Genomic DNA, 12,689 nt, shown 5'->3' on the forward strand with positions numbered 1-12,689 from the left:
CGCATCCCGGGAGCCGCCGTGCGACGGAGATCAGGCGGTCACACCAGGTCGACGAGGTCCGCGATGGAGTCGACGACGTGCGACGGCGTGAACGGGTACTTCGCGATGTCGGCGTCGCTGGTCAGCCCGGTGCGCACCAGGAAGGTCTGCATGCCCGCCTCCAGGCCGGCCAGCACGTCGGTGTCCATCCGGTCGCCGATCATGGCGCTGGTCTCGGAGTGCGCCCCGATGGCGTTCAGCCCGGTGCGCATCATCAGCGGGTTCGGCTTGCCCGCGAAGTAGGGCTGCTTGCCGGTCGCCTTGGTGATGAGCGCGGCGACGGCGCCGGTGGCGGGCAGCGGACCCTCGGTGGAGGGGCCGGTCTCGTCGGGGTTGGTGCAGATGAAGCGGGCGCCGTCGTTGATCAGGCGCACGGCCTTGGTCATGGCCTCGAAGGAGTACGTGCGCGTCTCGCCCAGCACCACGTAGTCGGGGGCGTGGTCGGTGAGGACGTAGCCGATGTCGTGCAGGGCGGTCGTCAGGCCCGCCTCGCCGATCACGTACGCGGTGCCGCCGGGCCGCTGGGACTCCAGGAACTTGGCGGTGGCCAGCGCGGACGTCCAGATGTTGCCGACCGGGACCTCGAGGCCCATGCGGGTGAGGCGGGCCTGGAGGTCGCGGGCCGTGTAGATCGAGTTGTTGGTCAGCACCAGGAAGGGCTTGCCGGAGTCGCGGAGCTTCTTGATGAAGGAGTCGGCGCCCGGGATCGGCACACCTTCGTGGATGAGCACCCCGTCCATGTCGGTGAGCCACGAATCGATGGGCTTGCGCTCTGCCATGGGGTGCACTCCTGCGGTTTCGCTGCGAAACAAGTGAACTGAGGGGCGCCGGGACCACTCTGTGCCGACGCCCCTCACCCTAATCAGGATTGGGTGATCGCGACCCCGTCGATCGTCCAGAACCAGTTGTTGCCGCCGGTGTACCGGAAGCGCACCTGCGCCGTGGTCGCGCCGGCCGGTACCTGGAGGGGCACGGTCTCGGTGCGGGAGGAGACGTCGGCGGTGTACGTCTTCACGGAGACCGGGGCGGCGCCGCCGTAGGAGACCAGGACCTCGCCCTTCTGCGGGGACTCCTGGCGGTAGAGGGTCGTGTACGTGAGGGTCGCCGCGCGGCCGCCGGTGACCGGGTAGGCGGGGCTGATCAGCGTGGAGTCGTACGAGCCGGAGACGGTCCTGTCGGACCACTCGTCGCCGTCGGCGACCGCGAAGACGTTCCGCGCCCGGATGTTGGACTCGCGCTGCTGGTCGCGCTCGGCCTTGGTCCAGAACTCGTCGGTGGTGAAGGTCCAGCCGCGCCACTCGGTGACGCCGCCGGTGCCCATCTTCGAGTTGTCGACCGTCCAGCCGCTCGGCGGGGTGTGGGTGAAGCCGACGACGCCGGTTCCGATGCCGCTCTCGTCGACCGGGCCGGTGAGCTTGGCGCGCAGGCTGTCGAAGTCGTCGGGGCGCGGCTGCTGGACGGGGCGGCCGTCCAGGCCCCAGGCCGGGTCGAGCGCGATGCCGAGGTGGGCGAGGGCGCTGGCCGCGATGTCGGGCATCTTCACGTCGTAGCGGGTGGATCCGGCGGAGACGGCGGAGCCGACGGCGATCATGAAGGTCTGCCGCTCGGGCCAGGTGGAGCCGCCGTGGCCGCCCGCGTCGGTGTGCCCGTGGTCGGCGGTGACGAGGATCAGCCAGTCCTCACTGGCGTACGTGGCGCGGGAGGTGACCGCGTCGACGATCTGGCCGACCTGCCCGTCGACGCCGTGGATGGCGTCCAGGTACTGCTGGCTGGCGGCGCCGTAGCTGTGGCCGGCGTGGTCGACGTTGTCGAGCTGGAGGAAGACCGCGTCGGGGTTGGCGTTCTTGAGCTGCGCGACGGCCCGGCTGGTGGTGCCGGTGTCGTACTCGGCGCTGGGCGTGGAGACGCGGGTGTCGACCTTCGAGGAGAAGACGGTGTCGGTCAGCGGTGCCCAGGAGGAGACCGCGTACGTGGACAGGGCGGGCTTCGCGGTCTCGATCCGGGTGAGGAAGTCCGGGTACTGGGCGAACTTGTGGCCGGTGAAGTTGTTGTCCTTCACGTTGTGCTTGTCGGGCCACACGCCGGTGATGAGGGTGGACCAGCCGGGGCCGGAGAGGGTGGGCGCCAGCGGGTTGGCGTAGATCGAGCTGGGGGCGGTCAGACCGGCCGCCATCAGGGCCTTCAGGCGCGGGGCGGCGGCGTCCTTGACTCTGTTCAGAAGGGTGCCGTCGAGGCCGATGACCAGGACCTTGGGGGTCCTGGCGGCGCCGAGGGCGGTGGTGGGGACGGCGAGGGCGGCGGCCGCGGTGGCGGTGCCGATGAGGAGTGTGCGTCGGGAAATGCCGGGGGTGGTGCGCGACATGCGGTCCTCCGGTTCGTGGGGCGCGGCGGGGGCCGGCGCCCTTCGAGATCGCGGGCTCACGGGCTTTGGTCCAGACCCGTTATCGAATGGTGATACTGCTGCCTGGTCGCACGGCTACGGGTCCGGCCCAACTCCCCCATTACACAGAGGTGTTGGACCAGACCCGTTATCTTCTGGTGACGCGGACGCGAATGCCCATGGACATTCGTCACCGTCCGATGGACTCAGCTGCCGGTCGCGGACTTCCAGTCGTCCACGTACGCCGTCAGGTTCTTGTCGATGTCGTTCCAGTCCGGCTCGAAGATCTCCACGCCGTCCATGATCTTGGCGAGGGCGATGGCGTTCTCGTCGGTGGCCTTGACGTCGGCGCGGGCGGAGAAGCCGCCGCCGATGGCGCTGACCTCCTGCTGCTGCTTCGCGGCGAGCATGAAGTCGAGGAGCTTCTTGCCGTTGGCGGTGTGCGGGGCGTTCTTCACGAGCCCGGCCGCGTACGGGAGGGCGAACGAGGTGGGCTTGCCGCTCCCCGCCTTCGGGAACCAGATGCCGAGGTTGGGCATGTCCTTGGACTGGGCGTAGTTCATCTGCACATCGCCGTTGGCGACGAGGAGTTCGCCCTTGTCGACCTTGGGGGCCAGCTTGCCGGTGGAGGCGGACGGGCCGACGTTGTTGGCCTGGAGCTTCTTCAGGTAGTCCATGGCCTGCTGCTTGCCGCCGAAGTCGTGCATGGCCTTGACGACGACGGCGGTGCCGTCGCCGGCGACGCCCGGCGTGGAGTACTGGAGCTTGTTCTTGAACTTCCCGTCGAGCAGCTCCTCCCAGGTGGCGGGCGGCGTCTTCAGCTCCTTCTTGTTGTAGACGAAGCCGAAGTAGTTGTTCACGACGGAGGTCCAGGTGCCGTCGGCGCCCTTGTCGGCGCCGTCGACCTGGTCCGAGCCCTCGGGGCTGTACTTCGCGAGGAGGCCCTTGCCGCCGGCCTGCTGGATGAACGGCGGCAGCGTGACGAGGACGTCGGCCTGCGTGTTCGTCTTCTCGCGCACGGCGCGCTGGACGACCTCACCGGAGCCGCCCTCGACGTACTTGACCTTGATGCCGGTCTTGGCGGTGAAGTCCTTGAAGACCTTGTCGTACCAGCCGTCGCCGTTCTCGCCCTTGAGGCCGTCGGCGCTGTAGACGGTGACGGCCTTCTCGTCGGAGGCGGCGGAGCTGCCGCCGCAGGCGGTCAGGCCGGCGGCGAGGGCGAGGCTGCCGGTGACGGCGCCTACGGTGGTGAGCGTGTTTCTGCGCATGGCGAGGTGAACTCCATTGAGTGATACGAGGGTCAGCGGTACGGGGATCAGCAGGACGGGGATCAGCGGTACGAGGCCTTGGTGCGGATCCGCGAGACGGCGAGCAGGACGAGCAGCGTCGCGGCCATCAGGACCACCGCGATCGCGGAACCGGTGAACAGCGAGCCGCGGTCGGTGGTCGCGTAGATCTGCACCGGCAGCGGCATCCAGTCCGGCGGGTAGAGCATCATCGTGGCGCTCAACTCCCCCATGGACAGGGCGAAGCAGAGCCCCGCCGCCGCGTTCAGGGACGGCAGCAGCAGGGGCAGCTTCACCTTCCACAGGACGTACGCGGGCCGGGCGCCGAGCGACGCCGCGGCCTGTTCGTAGACCGGGTCGAGACGCACGATGGCGGCCGAGACCGACTGGTAGGCGAACGCCGTGACAAGAATCGTGTGCGCGATGATGACGATCCAGCGGGTGCCGTTGAGCAGCATCGGCGGCTTGCTGAACGCGACGAGCACGGCGAGCCCGACCACGACGGACGGCACGGCGACGGGCAGCACGAACAGCGCGTCCATGGCCCGGCGCCCGCGCTTCTTGAGCGACGCGGCGGCCAGCGCGGCCCACCCTCCGGTCAGCAGCGCGAGCACGCTCGCCGTGACGGCGGTGACCAGGCTGGTGGTGAGCGCGGTGAGCGAGTCGCCGCTGGTGGCGGCGGAGTAGTGGCTCCCGGTGAACCCGGAGGGAAGCGCCCCGGACCAGTTGGTCGAGAAGGACGCGGCGACGATGACGAGGAGGGGCAGGGCGAAGAGGGGCAGGAAGAGGAGGAAGAAGAGCGCCCAGGTGGCCCACTTCCCCGGCTTGCTATGCACCAGCACGAGAGATCTCCCCTGAGAGAAGGCGCCCCTTCAGGGGCGCGGGGAACTGCGCGAGCAACCCGCCACGGGCCGCACCCGGCAACGCGTCAGGCACCCACACGGCGGCTCACCACCCGGTAGATCCCGTACAGCCCGACGGAGATGGCCACATTGACGACCGCCACGACGCAGGCCCCCGGATAGTCGGACTCCAGGATGGCCTTGCTGTACACGAGCATCGGCAGCGTGGTGACCCCCTTGGCCCCGGTGAAGAGCACGATCCCGAACTCGTTGAGGCACATCACGAGGACCAGCGCCCCGCCGGCGGCCAGCGCGGGCAGCGCCTCGGGCAGGATCACCTGGCGCACGATCCGGGCCGGCCGCGCCCCGAGCGACGAGGCGACCTCCAGCTGCGCGGTCTCCACCTGCGAGAACGCGGCGAGCAGCGGCCGCATCACGAACGGTGTGAAGTAGGTGATCTCGGCGAGCAGTACGCCCCAGGGCGTGGTGAGGAACTGGAACGGTCCGGTGGCGGCGCCCGTGACGTCCCGCCACAGGCCGTTGGCCATGCCCACCTGCCCGTACACGAAGAGCAGGGCGAGCGTGATCAGGAAGGACGGGAAGGAGAGGAAGACGTCGATGAACTTGGCGACGGCCTTGCCGCCGGGGAACGGCACGAACGCGATGATCAGCGCGAGCGCGAACCCGAGGACGAGGCAGCCGACGGTCGAGCCGACGGCCAGCCACACGGTCGTGCCGAGCGCCTCGCGGAAGGCCGTCGAGGCGAAGACGTCGGTGTACGGCTTCAGGGAGGTGCCGCCGGTGTCCGGCTGGAGGGACTGCCGGACGACGAGGAAGAGCGGGTAGAGGAAGACGACGGCGAGGGCGGCGACCGGGGGCAGCGCCCACACCCAACTGCCGATCTTCCTGGGTGACTTGGCGGTGCCCTGGACCGGGACGTCGAGCGTGGCGCTAGTCATCGTCGGTCACCCCCGCGCGGAGCAGCACCGCGTCCTCCGGCGCGAAGTGCACGGTGGCCCGTTCGCCGAGCGCGGGCGGCTGCCGCAGCTCGCGCACGTCCGCCTTGACCTGGCGGCCGTCCACCTCGACGTAGAGCCGGTGGGTGGAGCCGCGCCACTGGACCTCGGTGACGGTGCCGGTCAGCGCGTTGGGCCCGTCGCCGAGTCCGACGAGGTGGGGGCGGACGCAGAGGGTGGCCGTGGCGCCGGGCGCGACGCCGTCGGTCGGCACCTTCAGCTCGGCCTGTCCGAAGGACACCGAGCCCGAAGCGACGCGTACGGGGAGGAGGTTGGCGCCTCCGACGAACGACGCGGTGAATTCGGTGCGTGGCGTGCGGTACAGCTCCTGCGGGGTGCCGACGTCCTGGAGGCGTGCCTTGTCCATGACGGCGATCCGGTCGGCCAGGGTCAGCGCCTCGACCTGGTCGTGGGTGACGTAGAGGATCGACACGTCGGGCAGTTCGCGGTGCAGCCGGGCCAGTTCGGCGAGCATGCCGGACCTGAGCTGGGCGTCGAGCGCGGACAGCGGTTCGTCGAGGAGCAGCACCCCGGGCCGGATGGCGAGGGCCCGCGCGATGGCGACGCGCTGCTGCTGGCCGCCGGAGAGTTCACGCGGGTAGCGGCGCGCGTAGGCCGCCATGCCGGTGAGCTCCAGGGCCTCGGCGACCCGGCCGGGTATCTCGGCCTTCGGCACCTTCTGCGCGCGCATCCCGAAGGCGACGTTGTCGGCGACGCGCAGGTGCGGGAAGAGCGCGTAGCTCTGCACGACCATGCCGATCCCGCGCCGGTGCGGCGGCAGGTCGGTGACGTCGCGCTCCCCGATGAACACCCGGCCGGAGGCGGGTCTCACGAACCCGGCGACGGCGCGCAGGGCGGTGGTCTTGCCGGATCCGGACGGCCCGAGCAGGGCCATCACCTCACCGGGCTCGACGGTCAGCTCCAGGGAGTCGAGCACGGTGTTCCCGCCGTACGCGACACAGACCCGGTCGAACCGGATGCCGCTGCGGCCCTGCGTCATCGGGCATCGACCTCTCTGTCTTCCAGTGCTCTCACGGCGCCCACGCTCCTCAAGGCGGGTGTCCCGGGCCGGTCCACCCGGCAACGGGACGGTGAACGGGCTCCCAAGCTTGGCCTAGACCCGTTACGTTCCCGTTATCATCGCGCGTCGATTCGCCTCAACCAGCGGCACTGAAAGGGCAGTTGTCCTCCGCTACCGCTCGTTTCCGCCCAGCCGGGTGGTGAAGGAGAACCGGTCGCCCCGGTACAGCGTGCGCACCCGCTCGGTGGGGTCGCCCCCGGTGTCGTACGAGACGCGGTGGATCAGCAGCATCGGCAGCGCGGGCGGCGTGCCGATGAGCAGCGCCTCGCGCGGGGTGGCGAGCACCGTCTCGATGCGTTCGTCGGCGGAGCCGAAGTCGATGCCGAGGCGTTCGTGGACGTACGAGTAGAAGGACGAGTCGGGGTCGAAGTCGCGGTCGAGGCGCGGCATCCGGGCCACGGAGACATAGGTGGACTCCAGGCCGACCCGCTCGTCGTCGGCGAGCAGCACCCGCTCCATGTGCCAGACGGGCTCGCCGCGCTCCAGGCCGATCTCGGGCGCGAGCGCGGGCGGGCACGGGAAGCGGTCGAGGCCGATGAGCGTGCGGCCGGGCCGCCGGCCCTGGCGGCGCACGCCCTCGGTGTACGAGGCCAGGGAGAGCGGCTGCTCCAGTTTGGGTCCGGCGACGACGGTGCCCCGGCCGCGGCGGCGCAGGCGCCCTTCGAGCAGCAGCTCGCGCAGTGCCTGCCGGACGGTCTCGCGTGCGACGCCGTGCCGCACGGCGAGGTCGCGTTCGGTGGGCAGCGCCTCGCCTTCGCCCAACTCGTCGACGAGCGCGCCTATTTGGGCCTTTACGGCGTAGTACTTGGGGATCCGGCCGTGCTCGGGAATGCCGTCGCGCACGGGGGCGCCGGGGGCCTGGGCGTGCGGGTAGTTCGGGTGGTCCACGCGGGGATGGTCCCAGACGCGGGTGAACGGACCGGGTCGCCGGGGTCCCGGCGGGGTGCGCCGGTGCTGTTCTCAGTACCGCGGCGTGCGCAGCCGGCGGGATCCGAGCACGAGGGCGGCGCCGGAGGCGAGGAGGGCGCAGGCGGTGATCCCGAGGCCGAGCAGGGAGGCGTCGCGGCCGGTCGCGGCGAGCTGGTCGGGCAGCGACGGGTCGGTGCCGTCCGTCGCGGATCCGGGCTCGGTGTCGTCGTCGGCGATCGTGAACGGGTAGCTGCCCGACTCCCCCACCCAGTCGCCGTCGTCGCCCCGGCGCTGCACGACGGCGGCGTCGGCGACGACCCGGCCGGGCCGGGCGGCCGCGGTGAAGGCGAGCCGGATCTCGACGGTCACGGTCCGGCCCGCGCCGACCGTGAAGCCGGGGAAGCCGTCGTCGAGGACGCCGATGTTCTCGTCCTCGTCGGTGTGCTCGAAGGACACGGGCCGCCAGCGCGTGCCGTCGTGGAACTCCATCCGGATCTGGCCGGGCCTCAGTTCCCGGTTCCGGTCGACGAGGACGAGGACCGGGTGGACGGCCGTGCAGCCGGTGCCGGTGGTGTCGGTGAGCTCGATCGACCAGCGGCGCCGGCCGTCGCCGGGGTGATAGGTGTCCGGACCCGGGTGGATGCGGGCGTCGACCGGGAAGCGGGCCCCGTCGGCGGCCGCGTCGCAGGCGGCCTCGCGGGCGGCGGCCGGGGCGCCGCTGTGCGCCGTCGCCGGGAGCGGTGCGGCGAGGGCGAGGGCGGCGGCGGTCGCGGTCATGCCGAGGGCGATCGGACGGCGCAGTCGCATGCGGGGCCTTTGCTGGTCCGGGGTCGAGCGGTCACGGGCACGGCCTCCGCCGTGGCCCCGCACCTTGCCACGCCCGCCCGGCGCGACGGCCGCACCACGACCGCCCGCGAGCGCATAACCATCAAATAGCCAGCGAACGGCCCTCTATCGGACCAACCTCCCGAACAGCGGCGCGAGGATCAGCTGGGCGGCGCCCTCGACGACGAGGCCGGCGCCGCCCGGCGCCCCGCGCACCGGTATCGGCCCGCATCCCCCGCGCCGCGCCCGCACGTCGAGCACCGCGCCGACACCGCGCACGAACCGCTCCTCGGCGGCGAGCACGGTCCGCCCGCCCAGCAGCACGGCGTCGATGTCGAGCAGGCTCACCAGATTCCCCGCCCCCTCGCCGAGCACCCGCGCGGCCTCGTCCAGGCCGTCGCCGGTGCCGCGCGCGACGGCGGCCAGGCACAGCGCCTCGATGCAGCCGCGGTTGCCGCAGTCGCAGGGCGGGCCGTCGAGCTGGATCACCTGGTGGCCGAACTCCCCCGCCCCGGTCCGCGCCCCGCGGTACAGCGCGCCGCCCAGGACGAGTCCGGCGCCGAGCCCGGTCCCGAGGTGCAGGTAGACGAAGGAGCGCGCGCCGTCGTCGCCCGCGCCGAGGGCGAGGCCGAGCGCGGCGGCGTTGGTGTCCTTGTCGACGACGACCGGCAGCCCGAGCCGCTCGGCGAGCGCGTCGCGCAGCGGGAACCCGTCCCACTGCGGGAAGCCGGTGACCCGGTGCAGCACGCCGTCGCCGTGGTCGAGCGGGCCGGGCATCGCGACGCCGACGCCGAGCGCCTGCCCCTGGGCGACCCCGCCGAGCAGCTGGTCCACCTCGCAGGCGGCGGCGCCGAGGACGGCCTCGGCCCCCGCGCCCAGGTCGAGCGGGGCCCGCCGGTTCGCGACGACGGCTCCCGACAGGTCGGTCAGGACGGTGTGCAGCTCGTCGCGGTCCAGGTGCAGGCCCACCGCGTGTCCGGCGTCCGCGACCAGGCGCAGCACCGTGCGCGGCTTGCCGCCGGTGGAGGCCCGGCGGCCCGCCTCGACGACGAGCCCCTCGCCCCGGAGCCGGGCGGTGATCTTGCTGACGGCCTGCGGGGTCAGTCCGGTCCGCTCGGCCAGCTCCAGGCGGCTGATGCCGTGCTCCCCCGCGGTGCGGAGCAGGTCGAGCACGAGCGCGGCGTTGTGCCCGCGCAGGGCGGTCAGGTTCACGCCCGCGGTGGGCTGCGCATGCTGGGCATGCGTGACATGCGTGTTCACCCTGCCATTGTCCCTCCCGCTTGCACTTTGGCAACAGCGTTGTTTAAGTGGGGAGCATGACTGGTACGAGTGCTTCCCTTCGCGTGGGCCTGATCGGCTACGGCCTCGCGGGCTCCGTCTTCCACGCCCCGCTGATCGCCGCGACCGAGGGCCTGACCCTCGACACGGTCGTCACCTCGAACCCGGAGCGGCAGGCCCAGGCCCGCGCCGAGCACGGTGACGGGCTGCGGTTCGCGGCCTCCCCCGACGAGCTGTGGGAGCGGGCCGGCGAGCTCGACCTGATCGTCATCGCGTCCCCGAACAAGACGCACGTACCGCTCGCGAAGGCCGCGCTGAAGGCGGGCCTGCCGGTCGTCGTCGACAAGCCGGTGGCCGGGACGGCCGCCGAGGCCCGCGAGCTGGCGGCGCTCGCCGACGAGCGCGGCCTGCTCCTGTCGGTCTTCCAGAACCGCCGCTGGGACAACGACTTCCTGACCCTCCAGGCCCTCCTGAAGGACGGCGAGCTGGGCGACGTGTGGCGCTTCGAGTCGCGCTTCGAGCGCTGGCGCCCGCAGCCCAAGGGCGGCTGGCGCGAGTCCGGGAACCCGGAGGAGATCGGCGGCCTGCTCTACGACCTCGGCAGCCATGTCGTCGACCAGGCCCTGGTGCTGTTCGGCCCGGCCGTCTCGGTCTACGCCGAGTCCGACGTGCGCCGCCCGGGCGCGGAGGCGGACGACGACACGTTCATCGCGATCACGCACGCGAACGGCGTCCGCTCCCACCTCTACGTCTCGGCGACCACCGCCCAGCTCGGCCCGCGCTTCCGCGTCCTCGGCTCGCAGGCGGGTTACGTGAAGTACGGCCTCGACCCGCAGGAGGCGGCCCTGCGCGACGGCAGGCGCCCGGTGGCCGGTGAGCCGTGGGGTGTGGAGTGCGAGTCGATGTGGGGCCGGGTCGGTTCCGGCGAGTCCCCGCTGACCGGCGGCGGCCGTCCGCAGCCGACGGCCGACGGCGACTACCCCGCGTACTACGCCGCCGTCGCCGCGGCCCTGCGCGACGGCGCCCCGAACCCGGTGCCCGCCACCCAGGCGGCGGACGCCCTCGACGTCCTGGAGGCGGCCCGCCGCTCCGCCGACCAGAAGGTGACGGTGACCCTGTGAGCACCCCTTCCGCAGCCCCTGACATCGCGGCCCTGGAGGAGCAGGAGGCCCGCCTGGTCCTCGACTCCTTCGGCTACGACGACGCGTGGGCGCTCGGCACGCTGCTGGTGGAGCTGGCGCGCGAACGCCGGGCGCCGGTCGCGATCGACATCACGCGCGGCGGCCAGCAGCTCTTCCACGCGGCGCTGCCCGGCTCGACGCCGGACAACGACGCGTGGATCGCCCGCAAGCGCCGGGTGGTGGAGCGCTACCAGGTCTCGTCGCTGCTGGTCGGCACCCGCTTCCGGGCCAAGGGCACGACGTTCGAGGACTCGTCCCGCCTGGACCCGGACACGTACGCGGCCCACGGCGGAGCGTTCCCGGTCACCGTACGGGGCACGGGAGTCGTCGGCACCGTCGTCGTCTCGGGCCTCCCCCAGGTCGAGGACCACGCCCTCGTGGTGGAGGCCCTGAGCCGCTTCATCGACGCGAGCTGACCCCGCGCCGCCTGCGCGCCGTCCCGGCGATCGCCGCGCCCGCCGTCAGGGTGGCCGCGGCGATCCCGCCGAGCACCAGCACGCCCCCGGGCGCCCCGGTGTCCGCGAGCTCCCCGCCGCCGGTCCCGCCCTGCCCGCCACCGGTCCCGCCGCCCGACGTGCTGTCGGTGGGGCTGGGCGTGGGTGTGGGCGTCGGAGTCGGGGTCGGCGTAGGAGTCGGTGTCGGCGTCGGAGTCGGCGTAGGGGTCGGTGTTGGGGTCGGTGTCGGCGTAGGGGTCGGTGTTGGGGTCGGAGTCGGTGTCGGCGTAGGAGTCGGCGTCGGCGTCGGCGTAGGAGTCGGCGTCGGCGTCGGCGTCGGGCTGGTGTCGTCGCAGGTCGGCAGGTCGCCCACGAACGGGTAGGCGTGGAACTCCTGGCCCCCGCCGCCGCTGGCCGACGACGTGTGGGTGAGCGAACCGGTCGTGTAGAAGCGGCCGTTGAACCCGGACATGGTCACCGTCGTCGTACTGGCCGGATTGCCCACCAGGGTGCTGCCGGAGAACTGGGTGGTGCCGGCGAGGGTCACGTCCGTGGCGTCGGGGAAGTTCCACAGCAGCCGGTCCCGGAGGTCGGCGGGGAGCATCGCCTCGTACGTGTTGATCGCGCGCGCGTCCCCGTAGACGTTGACGAGGACGGTGGCGCCGGACGGGATCCCGGCGAACGAGAAGCCCTGCTGGCCCCCGCCGCTGCCGGCGAGGTCGAAGTCGACGTCGAAGATCTGGATCGCCGAGCTGCCGTCGCCGGTGAAGACGGTGCTGCCGCCGGTGTTCACGGCCGTGCCGGTCGCGGTGCGGCGGGCGCCGTTCACGTACGCGTAGCAGTGGCTGGCGTCCTGCAACTGCTTGCGCAGGGCCGTGTAGGGCGCCGTGGCGTCGGCGTCCTGGATGCGGTCGGTCTCCACGGTGCCGGTGAGCGTGCCGCCGTACCGTACGTCGCCGTGGGCGCTGGCGTCCTCCACGTCGAGCCGCTCGCCGGAGTCGATGGTGACGTTCCCGCCGACGGTGAGGAAGTCGCTGCCGTCGGGGGGCGGGACGCGCGAGCCGACGCCCGCGATGCCGACGTTGTAGAGCTGCGAGACCCCGGCGTCCTTGTCCTGGTCGAAGTCGCCGAGCACCACGACCTTGCCCTCCGCCTCGGCGGCGGAGCGTCGGACGAGCATGTCCCCGCCGACGAAGACGTTGATGTTGCTGTCCCGCCCGGCCGGGGCACCGTTGTTCGGGTCCGGGTACACATCGGGGCACTGACTCCCCAGGCAGGGACCGAGGCCGCCGGGCAGCGGATCCGCGACGGCGACCCCGGCCGCGCCCCCGACCAGCAGGGCCGCCAGGGCGGCGACGGACATACGCGCGCTGATTTTTCCCATAGGCGCACTATGTGAAGATCCCGGCCGCACCCGA

12 protein-coding genes are annotated in these 12,689 nt (G+C 72.2%); 2 read left to right on the top strand and 10 right to left on the bottom strand.

Features of this window, described 5'->3' with window-relative positions; all coding sequences use genetic code 11:
- Nucleotides 1-38: 38 nt before the first annotated feature.
- From ABII15_RS14720 to ABII15_RS14760, 9 genes are all read right to left on the bottom strand, one after another.
- A complete protein-coding gene (locus tag ABII15_RS14720) occupies nucleotides 39-818 on the bottom strand; it encodes an HAD-IIA family hydrolase (protein WP_111664797.1) in 780 nt (259 codons plus the stop codon).
- Nucleotides 819-901: 83 nt separating this feature from the next.
- Complete coding sequence (locus ABII15_RS14725; RefSeq protein ID WP_353942778.1) at nucleotides 902-2,401, bottom strand: alkaline phosphatase family protein; 1,500 nt, start codon at nucleotides 2,399-2,401, stop codon at nucleotides 902-904.
- A gap of 224 nt (nucleotides 2,402-2,625) precedes the next feature.
- Entirely contained in the window at nucleotides 2,626-3,687 is a 1,062-nt protein-coding gene (locus tag ABII15_RS14730) for a 2-aminoethylphosphonate ABC transporter substrate-binding protein (protein WP_353942779.1), read from the bottom strand.
- A gap of 62 nt (nucleotides 3,688-3,749) precedes the next feature.
- Nucleotides 3,750-4,547 carry an ABC transporter permease subunit gene (locus ABII15_RS14735; RefSeq protein ID WP_351457572.1) on the bottom strand — a complete coding sequence of 266 codons (798 nt, stop codon included), beginning with the start codon at nucleotides 4,545-4,547 and terminating at the stop codon, nucleotides 3,750-3,752.
- Nucleotides 4,548-4,633: 86 nt separating this feature from the next.
- Nucleotides 4,634-5,506 (bottom strand): 2-aminoethylphosphonate ABC transporter permease subunit, encoded by an 873-nt coding sequence (locus ABII15_RS14740; protein WP_353942780.1) that lies wholly within the window; start codon nucleotides 5,504-5,506, stop codon nucleotides 4,634-4,636.
- Nucleotides 5,499-6,563, bottom strand: coding sequence for an ABC transporter ATP-binding protein (locus tag ABII15_RS14745; protein ID WP_353942781.1), 1,065 nt, complete (start codon nucleotides 6,561-6,563; stop codon nucleotides 5,499-5,501). Before ABII15_RS14745 ends, ABII15_RS14740 begins: the two co-directional genes overlap by 8 nt.
- A gap of 192 nt (nucleotides 6,564-6,755) precedes the next feature.
- Nucleotides 6,756-7,532, bottom strand: coding sequence for a GntR family transcriptional regulator (locus ABII15_RS14750; RefSeq protein ID WP_353942782.1), 777 nt, complete (start codon nucleotides 7,530-7,532; stop codon nucleotides 6,756-6,758).
- Nucleotides 7,533-7,604: 72 nt separating this feature from the next.
- Nucleotides 7,605-8,360, bottom strand: coding sequence for a hypothetical protein (locus tag ABII15_RS14755; protein ID WP_353942783.1), 756 nt, complete (start codon nucleotides 8,358-8,360; stop codon nucleotides 7,605-7,607).
- 144 nt (nucleotides 8,361-8,504) lie between these two features.
- A complete protein-coding gene (locus ABII15_RS14760) occupies nucleotides 8,505-9,638 on the bottom strand; it encodes an ROK family transcriptional regulator (RefSeq protein WP_353942784.1) in 1,134 nt (377 codons plus the stop codon).
- 56 nt (nucleotides 9,639-9,694) lie between these two features.
- On the opposite strand from ABII15_RS14760, the gene ABII15_RS14765 reads away from it, so the two are divergent.
- Both ABII15_RS14765 and ABII15_RS14770 read left to right on the top strand, forming a co-directional pair.
- Nucleotides 9,695-10,777 (top strand): Gfo/Idh/MocA family oxidoreductase, encoded by a 1,083-nt coding sequence (locus tag ABII15_RS14765; protein WP_353942785.1) that lies wholly within the window; start codon nucleotides 9,695-9,697, stop codon nucleotides 10,775-10,777.
- Nucleotides 10,774-11,253, top strand: a complete 480-nt coding sequence (locus tag ABII15_RS14770) for a heme-degrading domain-containing protein (protein ID WP_353942786.1) — start codon at nucleotides 10,774-10,776, stop codon at nucleotides 11,251-11,253. Before ABII15_RS14765 ends, ABII15_RS14770 begins: the two co-directional genes overlap by 4 nt.
- Here the strand turns inward: ABII15_RS14770 and ABII15_RS14775 are convergent.
- On the bottom strand, nucleotides 11,237-12,634 hold the full coding sequence (locus ABII15_RS14775; protein ID WP_353942787.1) for a choice-of-anchor A family protein: 1,398 nt from the start codon (nucleotides 12,632-12,634) through the stop codon (nucleotides 11,237-11,239). The genes ABII15_RS14770 and ABII15_RS14775 overlap by 17 nt on opposite strands.
- Between the last annotated feature and the right edge of the window lie 55 nt (nucleotides 12,635-12,689).

The sequence above is a fragment of the Streptomyces sp. HUAS MG91 genome (assembly GCF_040529335.1).
GTDB lineage: Bacteria > Actinomycetota > Actinomycetes > Streptomycetales > Streptomycetaceae > Streptomyces > Streptomyces tabacisoli.